General features: G+C 35.2%; 22 protein-coding genes and 1 pseudogene. All 23 read left to right on the top strand.

All coding sequences use genetic code 11. From position 1 onward, the window contains the following. Window positions 1-230: 230 nt before the first annotated feature. The 23 genes and pseudogenes from MWH25_RS13055 to hisIE all read left to right on the top strand — a co-directional run bounded on the left by MWH25_RS13055 (window position 231) and on the right by hisIE (window position 20,694). A pseudogene (locus tag MWH25_RS13055) lies at window positions 231-1,171 on the top strand (AAA family ATPase). Window positions 1,172-1,362: 191 nt separating this feature from the next. Beyond that, window positions 1,363-2,016, top strand: coding sequence for a GTPase (locus tag MWH25_RS09435; RefSeq protein ID WP_248627404.1), 654 nt, complete (start codon window positions 1,363-1,365; stop codon window positions 2,014-2,016). 8 nt (window positions 2,017-2,024) lie between these two features. Next, entirely contained in the window at window positions 2,025-2,588 is a 564-nt protein-coding gene (locus MWH25_RS09430) for a hypothetical protein (protein WP_248627403.1), read from the top strand. 104 nt (window positions 2,589-2,692) lie between these two features. Then, window positions 2,693-2,902, top strand: a complete 210-nt coding sequence (locus MWH25_RS09425; RefSeq protein ID WP_248627402.1) for a hypothetical protein — start codon at window positions 2,693-2,695, stop codon at window positions 2,900-2,902. 62 nt (window positions 2,903-2,964) lie between these two features. Then, window positions 2,965-3,195 carry an RNA chaperone Hfq gene (hfq, locus tag MWH25_RS09420; RefSeq protein WP_248627401.1) on the top strand — a complete coding sequence of 77 codons (231 nt, stop codon included), beginning with the start codon at window positions 2,965-2,967 and terminating at the stop codon, window positions 3,193-3,195. Window positions 3,196-3,713: 518 nt separating this feature from the next. Beyond that, entirely contained in the window at window positions 3,714-5,690 is a 1,977-nt protein-coding gene (locus tag MWH25_RS09415; protein WP_248627400.1) for a bifunctional 4-hydroxy-3-methylbut-2-enyl diphosphate reductase/30S ribosomal protein S1, read from the top strand. A 170-nt stretch (window positions 5,691-5,860) separates the two neighbouring features. Beyond that, window positions 5,861-6,448, top strand: coding sequence for a nucleoside recognition domain-containing protein (locus MWH25_RS09410; protein ID WP_248627399.1), 588 nt, complete (start codon window positions 5,861-5,863; stop codon window positions 6,446-6,448). After that, the gene (locus tag MWH25_RS09405) at window positions 6,445-6,978 is read left to right on the top strand and encodes a spore maturation protein (protein ID WP_282706938.1); all 534 of its coding nucleotides are present in this window, start codon (window positions 6,445-6,447) and stop codon (window positions 6,976-6,978) included. The genes MWH25_RS09410 and MWH25_RS09405 overlap by 4 nt, the downstream gene beginning before the upstream one ends. A gap of 166 nt (window positions 6,979-7,144) precedes the next feature. After that, entirely contained in the window at window positions 7,145-7,975 is an 831-nt protein-coding gene (locus MWH25_RS09400; RefSeq protein WP_248627398.1) for a PHP domain-containing protein, read from the top strand. Between the two features lie 42 nt (window positions 7,976-8,017). Beyond that, window positions 8,018-8,641, top strand: coding sequence for a MotA/TolQ/ExbB proton channel family protein (locus MWH25_RS09395; protein WP_248627397.1), 624 nt, complete (start codon window positions 8,018-8,020; stop codon window positions 8,639-8,641). Next, the gene (locus MWH25_RS09390; protein WP_248627396.1) at window positions 8,628-9,038 is read left to right on the top strand and encodes an ExbD/TolR family protein; all 411 of its coding nucleotides are present in this window, start codon (window positions 8,628-8,630) and stop codon (window positions 9,036-9,038) included. The genes MWH25_RS09395 and MWH25_RS09390 overlap by 14 nt, the downstream gene beginning before the upstream one ends. Before the next feature lie 10 nt (window positions 9,039-9,048). Continuing rightward, complete coding sequence (locus MWH25_RS09385; protein ID WP_248627395.1) at window positions 9,049-9,987, top strand: energy transducer TonB; 939 nt, start codon at window positions 9,049-9,051, stop codon at window positions 9,985-9,987. A gap of 11 nt (window positions 9,988-9,998) precedes the next feature. Beyond that, complete coding sequence (locus MWH25_RS09380) at window positions 9,999-11,996, top strand: cellulosome anchor protein (protein WP_248627394.1); 1,998 nt, start codon at window positions 9,999-10,001, stop codon at window positions 11,994-11,996. A 2-nt stretch (window positions 11,997-11,998) separates the two neighbouring features. After that, window positions 11,999-12,670, top strand: coding sequence for an S-layer homology domain-containing protein (locus MWH25_RS09375; protein ID WP_248627393.1), 672 nt, complete (start codon window positions 11,999-12,001; stop codon window positions 12,668-12,670). A 71-nt stretch (window positions 12,671-12,741) separates the two neighbouring features. Beyond that, a complete protein-coding gene (locus MWH25_RS09370) occupies window positions 12,742-13,335 on the top strand; it encodes a cell wall hydrolase (protein ID WP_248627392.1) in 594 nt (197 codons plus the stop codon). 167 nt (window positions 13,336-13,502) lie between these two features. Next, window positions 13,503-14,774, top strand: a complete 1,272-nt coding sequence (gene hisZ / locus MWH25_RS09365; protein ID WP_248627391.1) for an ATP phosphoribosyltransferase regulatory subunit — start codon at window positions 13,503-13,505, stop codon at window positions 14,772-14,774. Next, window positions 14,767-15,462, top strand: coding sequence for an ATP phosphoribosyltransferase (gene hisG, locus MWH25_RS09360; protein ID WP_248627390.1), 696 nt, complete (start codon window positions 14,767-14,769; stop codon window positions 15,460-15,462). Before hisZ ends, hisG begins: the two co-directional genes overlap by 8 nt. Before the next feature lie 80 nt (window positions 15,463-15,542). Further along, window positions 15,543-16,838, top strand: a complete 1,296-nt coding sequence (gene hisD, locus MWH25_RS09355; RefSeq protein ID WP_248627389.1) for a histidinol dehydrogenase — start codon at window positions 15,543-15,545, stop codon at window positions 16,836-16,838. A gap of 125 nt (window positions 16,839-16,963) precedes the next feature. Beyond that, window positions 16,964-17,554, top strand: coding sequence for an imidazoleglycerol-phosphate dehydratase HisB (gene hisB, locus MWH25_RS09350; protein WP_345947249.1), 591 nt, complete (start codon window positions 16,964-16,966; stop codon window positions 17,552-17,554). A 168-nt stretch (window positions 17,555-17,722) separates the two neighbouring features. Continuing rightward, on the top strand, window positions 17,723-18,343 hold the full coding sequence (gene hisH, locus MWH25_RS09345; protein WP_248627387.1) for an imidazole glycerol phosphate synthase subunit HisH: 621 nt from the start codon (window positions 17,723-17,725) through the stop codon (window positions 18,341-18,343). 5 nt (window positions 18,344-18,348) lie between these two features. Continuing rightward, complete coding sequence (gene hisA, locus MWH25_RS09340) at window positions 18,349-19,065, top strand: 1-(5-phosphoribosyl)-5-[(5-phosphoribosylamino)methylideneamino]imidazole-4-carboxamide isomerase (protein WP_248627386.1); 717 nt, start codon at window positions 18,349-18,351, stop codon at window positions 19,063-19,065. 229 nt (window positions 19,066-19,294) lie between these two features. After that, window positions 19,295-20,053 (top strand): imidazole glycerol phosphate synthase subunit HisF, encoded by a 759-nt coding sequence (hisF, locus tag MWH25_RS09335; protein WP_248627385.1) that lies wholly within the window; start codon window positions 19,295-19,297, stop codon window positions 20,051-20,053. Next, a complete protein-coding gene (gene hisIE / locus MWH25_RS09330; RefSeq protein ID WP_248627384.1) occupies window positions 20,044-20,694 on the top strand; it encodes a bifunctional phosphoribosyl-AMP cyclohydrolase/phosphoribosyl-ATP diphosphatase HisIE in 651 nt (216 codons plus the stop codon). The genes hisF and hisIE overlap by 10 nt, the downstream gene beginning before the upstream one ends. The last annotated feature ends 135 nt before the right edge of the window (window positions 20,695-20,829 follow it).

The raw sequence follows: 20,829 nt of genomic DNA, 5'->3' as shown, positions 1-20,829 counted from the left end.
GCCCTTTCGTGAAAATCACCCTACCAGTCCTAGAAACCAGAACTGTTCGTGAAAAACATAAAGACCATATCAAAGACCGTATCAAAGACCGTATCCATAAAAACCATATCCACAAGGATTGCCCCTACAAAACAATATTGTTTCACAAACGAAAAGTTACACTTTATATCAAGATTGTTTCATGTTTTATTTAGGCAATTCATATATTTAAGCTAAGGGAGGTTGATCTTATGCCCTTAATTAATAGAAATTTAAGTAATAGAGAAATACTACGTCAATTTGAGGAAGGTCAGATCTCTATTACTGAAGCATTTGAATTATTAGGTGCGAAAGAAGATTTATCGATAGAAAATCAAGATGAAGAAGATAAAGAGTTAGAAAAGATAATGGAGCAACTTGAGAGGATGGTTGGTCTTGAAAATATAAAGAAACTTGTTTCGGAATTGAAGGCTTTTATCGAAATTCAACAAGAACGGCAGAGAAGAAATTTAAAGACCGAGTCTATAGTGATGCACATGATATTTAAAGGTAATCCAGGAACCGGAAAGACAACTGTAGCACGAATCTTTGGGCAGTTATTTAAGGAACTGGGATTGTTAGAAACAGGGCATTTAAAGGAAGTAGAACGGGCAGATTTGGTAGGAAAGTACATTGGACATACTGCTAAAAAAACGAGGGAGATTATCGAAGAAGCACTGGGAGGAATTTTATTTATTGATGAGGCTTATGCGTTGGCCGGGGTGGAGAGCAGGATTTTGGTAAAGAAGCAATAGATACCTTAGTTAAGGAGATGGAAGATGAAAAAGACAATTTGATTGTTATCTTAGCTGGATATCCTAAAGAAATGGATTATTTTTTACAGACTAATCCTGGCTTGAAATCTAGATTTCCGATTCAAGCTGAATTTGAAGATTATTCTCTAGAAGAATTGATTAAAATTGCTAAATTAATGGCTCAAGAAAGGGAGTATAGTCTATCTTCTTCAGCGAAAGCAAAGCTTTATCAACACTTAGCAGAGATTAGACGTAATGCGGGAGTGGAAGAAGGAAATGCTCGAACAGTACGTAATTTAATTGAACGGGGAATTAGGAAACAGGCTTTAAGATTAGTTGAGCAGAAAGGAATTACTAAAGAAGATTTGATAACGCTCACTAGAGATGATTTGATATGAAATAGCTTATAATATAAATTCAGTTGAGTACTTTCAGCTAAAAGAAAATATTAAAAAGCCAAAGAAGTAGTCAGTTTTTAGCCTCTAGATATTTATTTTTTAGTGTTTTAATTATGTGTTTTTGAATTTAATTGTTAATTGTACACTAAGACGGGGGGGCAGATAAACTTAGTTATCTGTGAAGCACTGTAGTGATAGGCTTAAATTTAGCTGAGAACACTATGTTTTTAAGTGGGGGGAGAATGATGGTCTCAGTTTTGATAGTCGGTCAACCGAATGTAGGAAAAACTTCTTTTGCAATTAATTTTGCTAATTATTTAGGGGTTGAAAAGTTAAAATTACTGGTTAGACAACCGGCTGGATTTTTAGCGATCAGAACTTATCAACTAGAAGAAGCTTATGAAGAATTAGTTGCAGTTGAGCCTCATAAAACAACCAAAATTCAGAGTGTCCAGCTTAAGTTGCCTATAGGAAAGAAGGATAAAAAGGTTAGATTAATTGATAGTTGTGGATTGGTTGATGAGATTCATTCTAAGCAAAAGATCAGAAGAGCAATGGCCCAGACTCTTGATCAGTTATTTCAGAGTCAAATAATTTTACATATGGTTGATTTAAGTCAGTTTAATTATTTTAGCCAATTAAAGAAAATAGATCAGGCGCTTTATAACTTATTTCATCAGCAGTCCGGTTATAAGATCTTGGCAAATAAATTAGATTTAGATCGTCAGGAGAGAAATTTGATTAAGTTAAAAAATTTAATTGATCAAAAATTAATAATTGCAATTTCAGCTCTCTCTCAACAAGGTTTTACAGAGGTAAAAGCATTTTTATTGGAGAATGTTTAGATAAAAGGATGTGGTCTAAAATACTTGATACTATTGCTACTGTTTTTTTGGTCGGATTAGTAATAAAGATAATGGATGATTATTTAGATCAGGAAATTGATCGTTTGAACGAAAGGAAAACTTTAGCAATTAAATTACAAAGAGGGGTTGTACCTTATACATTATTATTATTTAGCTTTGCAGTTTTGATCAATTATCAATTAACTATTTCTCTGTTTTGGGCCAGTTATATTATTGGAATGGGAATTAGTAATAATTCTTTGCCAACTGGGCTAAAATCTTATCAAGAGGTTTTGATTATGTTGGGATTAGGTTTTTTAGTATTACAGTGGAAGCTTTTTTTATTTACTTTAGCAATTATTTTGTTTATTCAGTTGATTGATGATTTTATTGATTTTCATTTAGAAGATTATATAAATCGTGATAATTTTGTTAATTATTTAGGAGAGTGGGGGACTATTCTGTTAGCATTGCTCTCTTTAATAATTGCACTGCAAATCGATTGGAAGACAAGTTTTATAATAATGATAATAACTTTAGTTGTTGTTAGGTTACTGAAAATACATAATTGATCTTTAGAGGATTAACTTCTTAAACGGAGTTGTGGAAGGATTTAGATATCTGCTTAATAGTGTGATAATAGATTTTTATTTAGGAGAGTAAGAGGGAGGGAAAGATGCTTTATCAAACTTTATTATTAGCTTTAATTTCATTTATGATTGGTTTTTTCATTGGTAAAGCTAAAGGAAAGAAGGAAGGAATCAGACAAAGTATTTTAGTGACTCCATTATTAGTAAGGAAAAGGAGTTTGGAGGAAGGGGAATGCTTAATCTGTAATAATAAATTAAAGAACCTCTTTCTTTCGAAGGAGGAAAAAAAATTTTGATCTAGAATAAAATAAATAAGAAATAATAAATTTCACAAAATAAAAGGAGGAGGGGAATTTAGATGAGTTCAGAATTTAATTTACAGAATGATTTTTTGAATCAAGTAAGAAAAGCTAAAATTGAGTTAACTATTTATTTAGTTAATGGTTTTCGCTTATCAGGCATAGTAAAATCTTTTGATAATTTCACAATCTTATTAGATACAGATACGGGCCAACAGTTGATTTATAAACATGCTGTATCAACTATTTCACCAGAGAAAGAGGTAAAAGATTTATTAAAAAACAATTAAAATTTGTTTGATTATTAGTCATACATGTTAACTTAAGCTAAGTTTTGATATTATAAAAGTTTAAAGTGAAGGTTAATTAGAAAAACATGTATTACGTTGATATATATATGAGTTATTAATGAAGGTGGAAATCATAAATTATAAATCTTGGTTTTGGATTAGGGGTTAATTGTTATAGACAGGATAATATACTTAGAGGTTAGAGGGCAATATTATATTTAAAAAGGAAGAAAAGTAGCTAGGTTCTTTTTAGATTAATAGTATTAATGTTAAACTTTATAAACCAATGATAATTAAGTCGTGAAATTGCTGATTGACTTAATTTTAGTAAGTATAAAATACTTTATTTGTTTAATTGTGTATTTTTTTAATAAATAAGCAGGAGTTTTTTTATTAATCAAGAATCTCTATAAGAGGAAGAAGCAAGTTAATATAATAATTATTTGAGATTTAGGGTATAATAAAGCATATAACATATAATAGAAAATAGTTTATTGTCTGTTGGAAGGGGAAGGAATATGAAGATTCAGTTAGCTGAATGTGCAGGTTTTTGTTTTGGTGTTGATCGTGCTATGAATTTAGCATTAGAAATAGGAGAAGAAAGGGACTGTAAAGTTTCTACTTTAGGACCTTTAATACATAATCCACAGGCTGTTAAGAGGTTAGAAGATGTTGGAGTTGAAGTTGAAGAAGAAATAAAGAATATTTCTGAAGGAGTAGTGATTATTCGCTCACATGGGGTATCGCCCAAGATCTTAGAGCAAGCAGCTGAGCGGGATTTAGAGCTTATAAATGCAACATGTCCTTTTGTTAAAAGAGCTCAAAAAAAAGCTAAAGAGTTGAAAGAGGAAGGTTATCAAGTTGTGATTAGCGGAGATAAAAATCATCCTGAAGTAATTGGGATTTTAGGTTTTGCAGATAATGAAGCAATTGTTGTCGAAGATGAATCTGATTTTGATAATATAACTGTTGAAAAAAGAATAGGGATTATCGCTCAAACTACTCAATCTTTGGAGAATTTACAAGAGTTGACTAACTATTTACTTTCTGAAGTATCTGAATTAAAAGTTTATAATACGATTTGTACAACAACTGGACAACGTCAAGCTGAAGCAGCGCAATTATCCCGAAAAGTTGAATTAATGTTAGTTATTGGAGGGCATAATAGTGCTAATACCAGTCGTTTAGCAGAAATTTGTCGTGAAAATGAAGTACAAACTTATCATATTGAAACGGCAGATGACTTACAAACGAATTGGTTTAATAATATTAAAGAAGTAGGTATTACTGCTGGGGCATCAACCCCCAATTGGATAATTAAGGAGGTCGTAAGGAGAATGACAGAAATTAATAATGAGGAAGAACAGAATGATTTTGAAAGTGCTATTTTGACAAAAGGTGAAGTAATTAGTGGTAAGATTGAAGAAGTATCAGAGGAAGGACTTTATGTAGATGTAGGAGCTAAAACTGAAGGGTTTATCCCTAAGGATGAAATTAAGGAAGAATCTTTTGTAGAAGGTTACAATGAAGGGGATGAAGTAGAGGTTGAAGTTTTAAATCCTGAAGATGAAGATGGACGAACTATTTTATCTAAAAAGAGAGTAGATGCTGAACAAGCTTGGGAAAGAGTAGAAGAGGTACATCAATCAGGAGAAATAATTGAAGCAGAAGTAGCGAAAGAAGTTAAAGGTGGATTGGTTGTAGATATTGGAGTGAGAGGTTTTATTCCTGCTTCACATGTTGCTATTGAATATGTTGAAGATTTAAGTCAATTTGTTGGTGAAACACTTGAGTTAAAGGTTATTGAAGTTGAAAGAGAAGATAATAATGTAGTTCTTTCTCGGAAGGTAGTATTAGATGAAGAGAGAAAAGAAAATAAAAAAGAAGTATTAGCCTCTCTAGAAGAAGGCGAAGAAATAGAAGGGGAAGTTACAAAATTAGTTGATTTTGGTGCCTTTGTAGAATTAGGTGGAGTAGAAGGGTTACTTCATATTTCTGAAATTTCTTGGGGTAGAATTGGACATCCTTCTGAAGCATTAGAAGAAGGAGAAATGATTAAAGTTAAAATATTAGGGGTTGATGAAGAGGAAGGAAGAGTTTCTCTAGGACTTAAGCAGATACAGCCAGATCCTTGGGAGGAATTTCTTGGAGAGTATAACGAAGGTGATGTTGTAGAAGGTAAGATCACTAAAACGGTTGATTTTGGTGCTTTCATGGAAATTAAGCCTGGAGTAGAAGGTTTAATTCATATTTCTCAATTATCCCATGAACATGTTGCTACGGTAGAAGAAGTAGTGACTGAAGGAGATGTTGTAAAAACTAAAATTATTAATATTGAGCCAGAAGATAGAAGAGTAGGGCTTAGTATTAAAGAATTAGAATCTGCAGCACCTAAGAAGAAAAAGTCTAAACCTAAAAAAGTTGCTCAAGATAATAATGATGAAGGAAGTGGAGTAAAATTAGGAGATGTTTTTGGAGATTTATTTGAAGAGTAAATTATTATAAACTAATATAAATTATAAAGCCCTGGCTATTTAAATAGCCAGGGCTTTATAATTTATATTATGATAAAATTTTTAGTTAAATTTATAGCTTAGAAGCATGGCTGAACAGTATTTTCATATCCCTCACAAAAGAGCATAGACTAAAATAGAGGAGGGATAATATGTTGAATAAAATTTGGTTTGCTATGATTGCAATAGGTATGGTTGTAGCAGCAGTTAATGGGCGAATGGAAGAAGTTTCTGTAGCTATTTTACAATCGACTGAGGAGAGTGTGAGGATAGTAATTAAACTAATTGGCCCTATGTCTTTATGGTTAGGATTGATGAAATTAGCTGAAGAAGCAGGAATAGTACAGGGATTAGCTAGATTATTTAAACCGTTAGCCAAAGTTTTATTTCCTAAAATACCAGTTGATCACCCAGCTTTAGGTTCAATAATGATGAACTTGAGTGCTAATTTATTAGGATTAGGAAATTCAGCAACTCCTTTGGGAATTAAAGCGATGCACCAACTACAAAGTCTAAATAAAAATTCAGAGACTGCTTCTGATGCGATGTGTACTTTTTTAGTAATTAATACTTCAGGTTTGACTTTAATCCCTACAACTATATTAGCTTTACGTGTGGGGGCTGGTTCTAGTAATCCAACTGAAATTGTAGGGACTACTCTATTTGCTACAGCTTGTTCTACAATAGCTGGAATTATAGCTAATAAGCTTCTAATTAAAGTAGGTAGTTTACAAATATGATTGAATTAATAAATTTAATGTCTGAATGGGCAATTCCAGTAGTTATTTTTTTTATTTTATCTATATCTTTTTATAAGGGAATTAAAGTGTATGATGTCTTTGTGGAAGGGGCAGTTGAAGGAATAGCAACTGGAATTAAAATTATACCTTATTTATTGGCAATGTTAGTGGCAATTGGAGTCTTTAGAAGTTCTGGTGCTTTAGATTTAATTTTGGATTTGGTGGCTATTCCTTTACAAAGAATAGGAATACCTAAACAAGTTATTCCCCTCAGTCTAATTAGACCTTTGTCAGGAACAGGGGCTTTAGGATTTGTGACAGATTTAATAAATCAACATGGACCAGATTCATTTATTGGTAGATTAGCTTCTACTATGCAAGGTAGTACAGAGACCACTTTTTATGTAGTAACTGTCTATTTTGGAGCAATAAAAATAAAAAATACTCGACATGCTATTGTAGCTGGTTTAGTAGCTGATCTTGTTGGTTTTATAGCTGCAGTTTTTATATGCCAGTTAGTTTTTGGCTAAAAGCAGGAGTTTGATTTATAATCTTGAATTAATTATGGTAAAGTGTAACTATTTGTTTTTAAGAAAATTAGTGAATATTAGGGTTTGGTTTGTAAAAACATAAAGGCAATAGCTGGTTTTTGTGACTATTGAACTAAATGTCGATCAGGATAGGAGTTGAATTAAGATGAAAAAATATATTGATTTACATTTACATACTACAGCATCAGATGGAAGTTTTACACCAACTAAAGTAGTTAAAAATGCTAAAGATTTGGGGTTTAGTGCGGTAGCAATTACAGATCATGATACTTTAGCAGGGTTGGAAGAAGGAGCTAAGGCTGCTAAAGAAGAAGAGATAGAATTTGTGCCGGGGATTGAACTGAATACCGATTATGATGACACTGGAATCCATGTATTGGGTTATTATCTAGATTATAACAATCAAAATTTATTAAATAAGTTAGATACTTTACAAAAAGCCCGATATAATAGAATTAAGAGTATGGTATATAAATTAAATCACTTAGGGTTTGAGATTGAATTTAAAGAGATTATTGATATTGCTGGAGATGCAGCTTTAGGGCGACCTCATATTGCTCAAATTATGCTTGATAAGGGATATGTTAAAGAGTGGAGTCAAGCTTTTGCTCAATATATTGGTTGTCGAGGGTCAGCTTATGTTAAACGAAAAAAGTTGGCTGCTCAAGAAGCAATTCAATTGATTAAATCTGCTAAAGGGGTACCTATTATTGCTCATCCTGCATTAATAGGTAGGGATGAGCTATTACCTAAATTAGTAGAATGGGGTGCAGAAGGTTTTGAAGTTTATCATACGGAACATGATCAAGCAGCTACTCAAAGATATTTAGAGTTTGCTCAGCAGCATGATCTATTGATTACAGGTGGTTCTGATTGTCATGGGCCAAAGAGGAAAGGAGAGATATTGTTAGGGGAGATTAAGGCTCCCTATAAATTGTTAAACGAGATGAAACAGTTAAAAGAGCAGCTCAAATAATAAAATCTAACTAATTTAATAACTAAGTAAGGAGGAATTAGCATGTTGGAAACTTTGAGACAAGGTGGTATCACTATGATACCATTATTACTCTGTTCAATAATCAGTTTAGCAGTAAGTTTAGAGCGTTTGATCTATTTAAAAAAGGCTAAGGGGGATAATTTTAGAATAATTAAAAAGGTTAAATTGATGATTGACAATGGAAAGATTGGAGAAGCAAAATCAATTCTTCAAGAGGCAAGAGGGCCAGTAGCAGGAATGTTATTAGAAGGAATTAAATATTATGGAAAGAAGAAGTATGAAATTCAAGATTATTTGGAGGTGGCAGGTAATAATCAGATCAAGAAGTTAGAGAAACGGCTGAGGATCTTAGATTTTATTGCTACTGTCTCACCTTTGTTAGGCTTATTAGGAACGGTGTTAGGAATTATTGATAGTTTTAATATTTTAGCAGGAGCTGAAGGGTTAAGTTCACCTGGAGCAATCAGTGTTGGTATTTCTCAAGCATTAATTAGTACAGCTGTAGGTCTAATGGTAGCTATTCCAACGATGATGATGTATACTTATTTGGTAAGTTTAGTTGAATCACGAGCTGAAGAGATGAATCGTTGGACCTTAGACTTGGTTGAGATATTAAGTCAGGGTGGTAGCAATGTTCAATTCTAACTTGAAAAAGAAATCTAGAATAGATATTTTGCCTATGATAGATGTTATTTTCTTTTTATTGGTCTTTTTTATGTTATTTACAACTTTTCGGACAACACCTGAGGGGTTGGAGGTTAACCTACCTCAAGCTACAACAGTTACAGCTCAAGAGGAGGATTTGCAGGTTAATGTTGTTTTAGCTGAAGATGATAAATTATATGTAGATGATCAATTAGTAACTGAACAAGGTTTTTCTCTTGAGTTAGCTAAAATTTTAGAAAGATCAGCAGAAACTGTTTTTATTATTAAGGCTGATCAAGATGTTAAATATCAAAGAATTATTAAAGCGATGGATTTAATACGTGAGGCTGGTGGTTATCGCTTGGCTTTAGCAGCAAATAAAGAAGACTTAAAATAGGTGATAATTTATGAAAAAGAAGGATAACAAATCAGAAACTGGCTTACTAAGATATCTATTTGTTTCTATTGTGACCCATATAGTAATTATATATATATTGACTAATTTTGTAGGAGAAAAGCCAGTGTTTCAAATTTATCCGCTAGAGTATTATAGTGAAGTACAAGTGCTTCATTATGACGAACAGGCGGAAGCTGATCAAAGTGAAATTGATCAAGACTTAGTAAAAGAAGCTGATTTAGAAGTTGAAGATGAAACAATAGAAGAGGAAGAAGTAGAAGTAGAAGAAGAGCCAAAAGAGGTTAAGGAAGATAGAGAAGTAAGTGAGTCAGAGGAGTTAGTTGAAGTGGCCGAGGAAGAAGTAGTAGAAGAGTTTGAAGAAGAAGGAACAGAATTGGAGGAAGATGTTTTAACGAGTGAGGTAAGTGAGGAAGAAATAAAAGTGAGTGAAGAGATAGAAGATGAAGAGATAGAAGATGAAGAGATAGAGGATGAAGAGATAGAGGATGAAGAGATAGAAGATGAAGAGATAGAAGATGAAGAGATAGAGGATGAAGAGATAGAGGATGAAGAGATAGAGGATGAAGAGATAGAGGATGAAGAGATAGAGGATGAAGAGGTGGCACCACCACCTCCGGCGGCTAGGGATTTTATTGCTACTAAAATAACACCTAGCTATCCTAAGGATGCAGCAAATCTTGCCCAAGAGGGAACTGTTAGGTTGTTGGTGACTATCAAAAGTAATGGAGAAGTTAAAGATGTAGAGATATTGGATTCTGCTGAGAATAGTCAGTTTAATAATGTAGCTGAGTTGACAGTTGAGCGTGGATGGATATTTAAACCGGCTGAATCTGATTACCAAATAGAACTTGTTGTTGATTTTAAGTATACTGATCAACAAAGTAATGTTGAGTTAGAATTTATTGATTTATTCTTTGTTGAGGAATGAGGTGATAACTAGTGAAGAAGATAGTACTATCATTGACTATTTTATTATTGATTGTATCTTCTCCTCAGCTTGTTGCCCAAGAAGATGAATATGGTAATTTGCAGTTGAAGAATGACTATATTGAGATCTTTGTTAATCAGAATGAATTGAATAGGGGAAGATTTGCCATTCATGTAACGGGTGGAGATCCAATGCGGGATGGAGATAATAATAAGCCGTTGGTTTATGGGCATCCTTATCCTTGGACTTCTTATACTACAATTAGAATTGATGGTGAGAATTATATTTTTGGAGGGGAGACTGACCGTAGGGCAGGTAGGGATGGAAATTATGGTGAGTTAGTACAAGCACCTACTATTGAAAATGGTCAAATTGTAACTACATATAAATTTGATGAGGTAATTGTTAGTCAGATCTTAAATTTTGTTAAAAGTAGTACTACTGGTCTGCCAGATACTGCACGGATTGAATATCAAGTTGAGAATACAAGTGAGGAAGCTAAAGAGGTTGGAAGTAGAATTATGATTGATACTTTATTAGGGGAGAATGATGGAGCTCCTTTTAGGGTTGAAGATCAAATTGTAGATGGGGATAAGGTCTTTTTGCGAGATGAGCATTTACCTGATTTTTGGCAGACTTTTGATAGTTTAGAAGATCCTAAGGTAACTTCTCAAGGGACGGTAGTTGGCCCTGATTTGAAACCACCTGATGAGATGTACTTTACAAATTGGGGCAGTTTAGCAGATGCTCCTTGGGAGTTTAATTTTGATCGTGGTCGAGAATTTATTAGAGAAGGTGAGTTTGAATTAGATAGTGCTATGGCTTTATTTTGGCAGCCGGAAGCTTTACAGCCAGGAGAGAGTAGAACTTATGCTACTAAATATGGCTTAGGTGGGATTACTATTGTTCCTGGATTATTATCAGTAGGGGTTACTTCACCTTCTACAGTAGTGATGGAGCGACCTGATAAGACTGTCGATATCATTGCTTATATTCAAAATACAGCTGAGATTACTGTTGAGGATGTGGAAGTTGAGTTAGATTTGCCAGGAAATTTAAACTTAGTTTCTAGTGATAAAAAGGAAGTAATTGGTGATTTGGAGCCGGGAGAGACGGTACAAAGAATGTGGCAAGTTAGACCTAGAGACTTTACTAAAGATAGGTTGGAATATACAGTTAAGGTAGATGCTGAAAATACAGATTCTAACCAAGTAAGCCGCTCTTTGGGGGTAGTTGGTCCGCCGGACTTATCTTTGGATTTGATTGGTCCAGATCAGATAAGGATTTATCAGAACAGATTAGAAGCCGATTCTTTTCTGCTCAATGCGGAGATTAAAAATGAAGGATTTTCGACAGCTTATGATGTCAGTGCACAGTTGGCCCTTCCTCCAGGATTAAGTGTTAGTCGAGGGGAGATCGAAGAGAAAAAGTTGGGACAGTTATTACCAGGAGAATCGATTCAGTTATCTTGGCGAATAGATTCTTTACAGATGGTCAGTGGTGAGTTACCTTATATTGTTGAGGTAAGCAGTGATAATGCTTCTAATCGGATTAGCAAGGAAGAAATTTCATTGCCAAGTCTAGAGTCGAAGGTAGAATTTGAAGTTCTTGATTTGGAAGAGGGGTTTGAAGAAGGAGATTATTTGACTGTTGAGGTGAAATTGAATAATTTAATCAGTTTTTATCGTGGTAGTTTTGATATTGGTTATAATGATGATGTTTTAGAACCAATTTATATTTCACGAGGTAATCTATTTGTGGAGAATGGAGATTTGTTGAGTTGGAATTCACCTAAAATTGATCGGGGAGAAGCTAAAATTGAAGGTATTTCTGGAGCCCTGGATTCGGCTAGAAGTCTTGAATCAGAAACCTTTGTTCAACTTCATTTTAGAGTTAAATCTCCTGGAGAGCTTGGTTTAGAATTTTTAGATTTCAATCTTTATGATCGAAATGAAGAAGAGATTCAGCTTAAATTAGAAGATAAAGAGGTTTATATTGGGGGTAGTTAATTATGAAGAATAAAAAACTTTCTCTATTATTAGTATTAATGTTAATTATAAATGCAACTTTACCTGTACTAGCTGGTGGTCAAATTGAGGATGTTTCTAGTGAACATTGGGCTTATCAAAGTGTAGTTAAATTGGTTGAAAGAGGATATATGTCATTATATGAAGGTAATAAGTTTCAAGGAGAAGATGAGGTTACCCGTTATGAGTTAGCTGAAATAATAGCTAAGATGTTAGAGAATATAGAACAAGGGCGGGTAGCAGCTGAAGATGATGATATGTTAACCTTGAAAAAACTGGCTACTGAATTTCGGGAGGAATTAGTGGAGGTAATGAAGCATAATAAAGAGTTAGAAGAAGGAATTGAGGAGTTAGAAAAAGAACAATTAATTATTAGGGAAGATTTAATTAATACTAATGATCGAATTAATGATTTAGGTCAGCAAGCAAGTGAAATTATAGAGGATCTAGAAGAAGAATCGACTAAGATTATTTCCTTACAGACCCAGGTCGATCAATTACAATCTGAAAATAAAGCATTGCGATCACAGATTGAGAATTTAGAACAGGGCTTAGGAACTACTGGGAGTCAAGAGGAAATTGATGAATTGAATAGAAGGTTCTTCTGGTTAGCAGGAGGTACAGCAGTTACCGCATTATTATTGCTTGGGAATTAGCGGTTAGTGATTAATAACTAGTAAAAGATAAAAAATATCAACTATGAATTGGTTGATAAGGGGGAGCTAAGATGAAATTAAAGCAAAGAATAATACGTATTATTTCTTTAACCCTGCTCTGTTTATTGTTGGCCCCCTTGATTAGTAGTGTTTTTGTGCCTAGTTATAATATAGTTTATGCTGATGGAATTAGTGAACGGAGAGCTTATCAAGGATTAGCCTTAACATTATTAGCGCTCTATGCTATTGATCGATTTAGTGGTGATTCAGCTGAAGCAGGAGAAGCTGGAGATGCAGTATTGGATTATACCAGTAATGATCTAGAATGGTTAGCACGGGCTGTTCACGGAGAAGCAAGAGGAGAACCTTATGAGGGCCAAGTTGCAGTGGCAGCAGTTATCTTAAATCGAGTTCAAGATGATGAGTTTCCAGGTGATATTTATGATGTAATTTATCAGCAGGGCCAATTTTCAGCAGTCGATGATGGACAGATTAATCTAACTCCAAATGAAACCTCTTATCAAGCTGCTAAAGAGGCATTGAATGGTAGAGATCCATCATTAGGGGCTCTTTATTTTTATAATCCACGGACTGCACGGACTTTATGGTGGTTGACGACCCGAGAAACAACTGTTCAGATTGGGGATCATGTCTTTGCTAAATAAAAATTGAAGAAGTGATACATACTAGGTCTCAGAAGGTATCTTCTGAGGCTTTTTTTGCTCTATTACAACAGCTTAAGTAAAGATTTTCATTGACAGGTTAAGAGATATATGTTATATTTTAATAAATCATTACTTTATAGAAGTAAAGTACTAAAGGAGGAATTGAGTTGGTTTTTGATAAATTGCAACGACCAGAAGGAACTAAAGATTATCTGCCACAAATGGCAGCTAAGAAACGTGAACTAGAAAACAAAGTAAACCAGGTATTTGCGAGTTGGGGTTATCAGGAAATAATAACCCCAACCTTTGAATTTTATGATCTCTTATCTTCAGGAACAGAGGGTTTACAAGCTAAAATGTATAAATTTTTCAATCGCAAAGGCGAAATTTTGGCTTTGCGACCGGAGATGACAGCACCGATTGCTCGGGTAGCGGCGACAGAGCTTAGGGATAAGCCACTTCCCCTACGATTATGTTATCAAAGTAATGTTTTTCGTTATGAAACACCTCGAGCAGGAAGGAAGAGAGAGTTTTATCAAGCAGGGATTGAGTTGTTAGGGATAGAGACTCCTCTTGGAGATGCTGAGGTAATAGCAATTGCAACTGAGGCACTATTAGCTTCAGGGGTGAGTAATTTTAAAATAGATATTGGAGATGTTGATTATTTTACTGGGATTATGGAAGCAGCCAAGATGGATTACAGAAGTCAGATTGAAGTTAGACAGGCTTTATCAGATAAGAATTTTGTTAAGTTAGAGGAATTATTATCTGATAGTGAACTTGATTCTCAGCAGCAGGAGGCTATTTTGACTGCTCAAAATTTACGTGGTGGCTTAGAGGTTATTGAGCAAGCTAAGCAACTAGTTGATAATCAAGAATCTTTAGAAGCGTTGATTAATTTAGAAGAGGTCTATTATGATTTAGAATTATTAGGAGTTAGTGAATATATCTGTCTTGATTTGAGTGTGGTACGTAGTTTTGATTATTATACTGGAATTGTCTTTGAAGGTTATACTAAGGACTTAGGTTATACTATCTGTGGTGGAGGTCGTTATGATAAGTTGGTCGAAAAGTTTGATTATCCAATTCCTGCGACTGGATTTGCTTTAGGAATTGATCGATTGTTATTATCACTAGAAAATCAAGGTTATCAATTTGAAGAAGCTAGTATAGATACTTTACTAATAAGTAATTGTGAGCAAAAAGGGAAAGGTTTCAGTTTGGCTAAGAAGTTACGTCAAGCTGGGGAAAGTGTTGAATTAGAGATTTATGAACGTAAATTAGATAAGATAATCGATTATGCAGTAGAGAAAAATATAAAGCGAATCTTATTTATTGGAGTTGAGGAAGAGAATTTAGCGAAAAGTTCTACTAGCATAGAAGTGTTTGGAATGGAAGTAAAAGAGATTAAACTAGAGGAGGTGGCAGAGGATGAATAAATTAACCGTTGCATTACCTAAAGGGAGGTTATTTGATCCTGCGGTTGAGATATTAGAGCAAGCAGGTTTGATCAATCGGGAGTTGGATGATGATTCTCGTAAGTTAGTTTTAGCTGATCCTAAAGAAGAGGTTGACTTTATTCTTTCAAAAGCTGTTGATGTTCAGACTTATGTTGAGCATGGAGTGGCTGATTTTGGAATAGCAGGGAAAGATATTTTATTAGAAGCAGGTGCAACTGTTTGTGAAGTAGTCGATTTAGGATTGAGCAAGTGTCGTTTAGTGGTAGCTGTGCCTGAAGAAGTGGGTATTACTGAGCTGGGGCAACTGCCACCGACGGGGCGAGTTGCTACTAAGTATCCTAATGTAGCTAAAGAATTTTTCAAAAAGCAAGGGGTTCAAATTGAGATAGTTAAGCTCAATGGTTCGATTGAGTTGGCCCCTTTGATTGGGTTGGCGGATATGATTGTTGATATAACTTCTACAGGAACGACTTTGCGGGAGAATGACCTGATAGAAATAGCTGAGATAGCTAAATCATCGGCTAGATTAATTGTTAATAAGGTCAGTTACAAGGCTTCTCATGAACGGATTAAAGGGATTATTGAGCAGGTTAAGGAAGTAGTAGATAGAAAAAATCTAAGAGCGGATTTTTTCATCACGAAGGGTTCAAAGAACCCGGAGGGGTAGTAAGAAACAAATGTACAATTTATAATTAAAAACTAAGTGATAAAGAATAATTAAAAAGGATAAAAGATGGAGGGATGAGAATGGTAGAGGTATTAAAGACGACTGAAGAAGGTATTGAAGCTAAGTTAAATCAGATTTTGAATCGTTCTTCTTTTGATGATTCTGAGCAGGTGTCAGCCGTACAGAAGATCTGGGAAGATGTGCAGGTTCGAGGAGATGAAGCAATTTTAGAATATAATGCTCGATTTGATGGAGCAGAGATGGAAGCTGAGCAGCTTAAGGTTGGTTCAGCGGAGATTGAGGCTGCTTATGAGGAGGTTGAAGATAGCTTTTTGCAAGCGATTAGGGAAGCTATCAAAAATGTAGGAGAGTTCCATAGAAAGCAGTTACGAGAAAGTTGGATGGATTTCAAAGAAGATGGCGTCATCTTAGGGCAGAAGTTTACTGCTTTAGAGAGAGTAGGGATTTATGTTCCAGGAGGACGAGCAGCTTATCCATCTTCAGTAGTGATGAATGGTGTTCCGGCTAAGGTGGCTGGAGTTGAGGAGATAGTTATGGTTTCTCCTCCGGCTAAGGATGGCAGTTTGAATCCCTATACTTTGGTAGCAGCAGCAGAGGTTGGGGTTGATAAGATCTATAAGGTAGGAGGTGCCCAAGCGATAGCAGGGTTGAGTTTTGGGACTGTGATGATACCTCAGGTTGATAAGATTGTTGGCCCAGGGAATATTTATGTTACATTAGCTAAGAAGTTGGCCTTTGGCTATGTAGATATTGATATGTTGGCTGGACCAAGTGAAGTCTTAGTCTTGACCGATGAGACTGCTAATCCTCGCTTTGTAGCAGCTGATCTATTATCCCAAGCGGAACATGATCCGATGGCTTCTGCTATTTTGGTGACTACTTCGCAGCAGTTGGCTGAGCAAGTAGAACAAGAGCTTACAAAGCAGCTTAAGAAGTTATCACGGATTGAGATTGCTGGAGAAGCCTTACAAAAGTATGGAGCAATTATCATTGCTCAGGATTTAGCAGAAGCAATCGAGTTGACCAATCAATTTGCGCCAGAGCATTTAGAGGTTGCAGTTGATGAGCCATTTGCTATTTTGGGAAGATTAAAGAATGCAGGAGCTATCTTTTTAGGAGAATATGCTGCCGAACCAGTAGGCGATTATATTGCAGGGCCAAATCATGTCTTACCGACAGGAGGGTCAGCTAGATTTTATTCTCCACTAAATGTTGATGATTTCATTAAAAAGTCAAGTATTATATCTTATTCTAAAGCGGGATTAGAAAAGGTCAAGGATGATGCATTAGAGATTGCTCGGGTAGAAGGTTTAGATGCCCATGCTAATAGTATTAAGGTACGGTTTGAGGAATAATATTTATTTAATATTGAATAGTGAATAATGAATAGTTAAAAAGATTTGAATAAAAATATATAATGTTGTGGTTTTAATTATTAAATATTAGATATTAAGTATTCAATGTGTTGTTTAGGGGGAATATGATGCGTAAAGCTCAAATAGTCCGTAAAACTAGTGAAACGGAGATAGAGTTAGAGATAAATTTAGATGGTAGTGGTCAAGCAGAGATTGAGACTCAGGTTCCTTTTTTGAATCATATGTTGGTGTTGATGACTAAGCATGGCTTATTTAATTTGAGGGTTAAAGCTAGTGGTGATGTGGAAATAGATGCTCATCACACAGTGGAGGATATTGGAATTGTTTTAGGGCAAGCTTTAGAGGAAGCGATTGGAGATAAAGCAGGAATTAAGCGTTATGGGGAGCAGTTTGTACCGATGGATGAAGCTTTATTGCAGACGGTGCTTGATTTTAGTGGGCGGTATTACCTCAATTTTTCTGTTAGTGGTCTTAAGGATAAGGTTGGAGACTTCGATACAGAATTGGTTGAAGAGTTTTTTCGGGCGATGGCCTTTAATGCAGGGCTGAATCTGCACCTGAGGCAGCTTGAAGGAACGAATACTCATCATATTATTGAGGGACTCTTTAAATCATTTGGACGAGCATTAGCTAAAGCTGTAACGATCGATGAGAGGATTGAAGGGGTAATGTCGACAAAAGGAAAACTGGAGTAAGACTAGTTTAAGTCTAAGGTTGAGGAAATGGTTTTTATTACGAAGGGTTTTTTATAAACCCGAAGGTAAGGCTAAGTCAACCATTAAAACCCTAAGATCTTAGGGTTTACTTAAACTTAGACTTAACCTTAAACTTAATCTTAACATAAGTAGAAGTGGGTGAAATAAATGATCAAGATTATAGATTATGGAATGGGTAATTTAAAGAATGTCCAAAAAGCATTTGAGATGGTTGGTTATCAGGCAGAAATTACTCAAGATAAAGTAGAGATTCTAGCAGCTGATGGGGTTGTGCTACCTGGAGTAGGAGCTTTTAAGGATGCAATGGAGAATCTTGAGCAGTTGGAATTAACAGAAGTAATTAAAGAGGTGATTGAGCAGAAAAAGCCTTTTTTAGGAATCTGCTTAGGGTTACAGTTGTTATTTACAGCTAGTGAGGAGTTTGGAGTAACGGAAGGTTTAGATATTATTCCAGGTCGGGTCAAGAGATTTCCTCAAGATTTAGGGCTTAAGATCCCTCATATTGGTTGGAATCAACTTGATTTACAGCAGGAGACTGAACTTTATGATTGTATAGAGGATGGAGAGTACCAATATTTTGTCCATTCTTATTATGTAGAACCAGATGATGAAGCGGTGATTGTTACTACAACTGATTATGGAATTGAGTTTGTATCTAGCATTGTACAGGGTAATATTTATGCAGTTCAATTTCATCCAGAAAAGAGTAGCCATAAGGGTTTACAGCTTTTAAAGAATTTCGGAAAAATAGTAGAAAGTAAGGGGTGATAATGATGGAAGTGATTCCTGCGATAGATATACGGAATGGAAATTGTGTTAGATTATATAAAGGTGATTTTGAGCAAGAGACGGTTTATGGTGCTCCTATTGAGATGGCTAAATTATGGGCCAACAAAGGGGCAACCAGATTACATATTGTAGATTTGGATGGTGCCTTAGATGGTAAACCTAAGAATTTAGAGTTGATTAAAGAGATTGTTGAGACAGTCGAGATTCCTATCCAAGTTGGCGGAGGAATTAGAACGAGAGAGATTATTCAGGAGTATTTAAAAATTGGCGTGCAGCGAGTAATCATTGGGACGGCTGCAATTGAGAATCCAGATTTGGTTGTAGAGGCAATTAAAGAATTTGGTTCTGAGCGGATTGTAGTTGGTATCGATGCTAAGGGTGGTTTAGTAGCTACTGAAGGTTGGTTAGAGACTTCTGATACGACAGCAGTTAAGCTGGGCCAAGAGATGAAAGAGCGAGGAGTAGAATGGGTCGTTTATACAGATATCGAAAAGGATGGTACCTTAGCAGGACCAAACCTGGAGGCGACTGAGAAGTTGGCTGAAGAGACAGGTTTGAAGGTAATTGCTTCTGGTGGAGTATCAAATTTAGAGGATATCAAGAATGTAAAGGGGATCGAAGAGGCAGGAGTTGAAGGGGTTATTACTGGTAAGGCTTTGTATAGTGATAATCTTGACTTGAAGAAAGCACTTAACATTTAACATTGAATATTGAATAGTGAATAATTAAAAGTCAAAATCATAAATTAATCTGATAAAAAGAATAGCAAAGGATTGCTAGCAGGAAATTAAAATTTTAAAGTAGTAAGTTATCGGTGGCTCATAGAGATTTTTTTGGCTTAAAGGTTTTTAATTATTCATTATTAATTGCTTTTCCAACTATTAAATATTAATTATTAGTTATTCATTGAACTTAAGAAGGGGGATCGTTATGATTACAAAGCGGATTATCCCTTGTCTTGATGTTGATCAAGGGCGAGTTGTTAAAGGGGTTAATTTTGTTGATATTAGGGATGCTGGTGATCCAGTTGAGTTAGCGGCATTTTATGATCGGGCTGGAGCAGATGAGTTAGTCTTTTTGGATATTACGGCGTCTAGTGATAAACGTAAAACGATGATTGATGTGGTGCGTAAGACTGCTGAACAGGTTTTTATTCCCTTTACAATTGGGGGTGGAATCAGGAGTACAGAAGATATGCGAGAGTTGTTGAAAGCAGGTGCCGATAAAGTCTCTATTAATTCGGCAGCAGTTAAGGAGCCAGAGCTAATCAGTGCGGGGGCTAAAAAGTTTGGTAGTCAATGTATAGTGGTAGCGATAGATGCTAAACGTAAAGGTGACTCATGGGAAGTCTATATTCATGGGGGGCGTAAAGCTACGGGGATTGATGTGATTAACTGGGCCAAAAAGGTTGAAAGTTTGGGTGCAGGTGAGATACTCCTAACCAGTATGGATGGTGATGGAACGAAGGATGGCTATGATAATCAATTAAATAAGGCTGTCTCTGAAAGTATAAATATACCAGTGATCGCTTCAGGTGGAGCAGGAACTTTAGAGCATATTGAAGAAGCTTTTACTGTAGGAGAAGTAGATGCTGCTTTAGCTGCTTCTATCTTTCATTTCAAAAAGTATACTATCAGGGAAGTAAAGGAATATTTGAATGATAAGGGGGTTAATGTGAGATGTCTTTAAGTAAGTTAAAGTTCAATGAAGATGGTTTGATCCCTGCAATTATACAGGATGTAGAAACGGATCAAGTATTAATGATGGCTTATATGAATGAAAAGGCAGTTAAGAATACTATTAGGACAGGGAGAACCTGTTTTTGGAGTCGTAGTCGTCAAGAGCTATGGTGGAAGGGTGAGACTTCAGGCAATATTCAACTGGTGGAAGAGATCAAATTCGATTGTGATGGGGATACATTATTATTAAAGGTAAACCAGACTGGTGAAGCTTGCCATACAGGGCATAAATCATGTTTTTATCGAGGGATAAAGCGCCAAGAAGATGGAGAGGGTGAATTTGATCCGGAAGAAGTTTATAAAGATGCATTGGATGCTGAAGTATTGGAGGAGTTATACCAAGTAATCAAGGATCGTAAAGAGAATCCTAAGGAGGGCTCTTACACATCTTCTTTATATGAACACGGAACCAATGCCTTTTTGAAGAAGATAGGTGAAGAAGCTACTGAGGTAGTGATGGCTGCTAAGGATGAAGAGGAAGCAGAGATTATTTATGAAGTAGCAGATTTTATCTATCATTTACTAGTGATGTTGGTCTATTATGATATTTCCTTAAAGGATATCTATTTAGAGTTAGATGATCGGAGGTAATATAGTTGACAGTGTACGGTTTACAGTTTACAGTTAAGATCAAGAGTTTATAAAGCTTTATTACAATATAGCTTCACAATTGACAATTGACGGAATGTACAATTTACAATTAAAGATCAAGTTCTTAAAAGCTTA

The organism is Natroniella acetigena, assembly GCF_023227745.1.
In the GTDB taxonomy this organism is placed as follows: domain Bacteria; phylum Bacillota; class Halanaerobiia; order Halobacteroidales; family Halobacteroidaceae; genus Natroniella; species Natroniella acetigena.
This window is presented reverse-complemented; position numbering and strand designations above follow the sequence as displayed.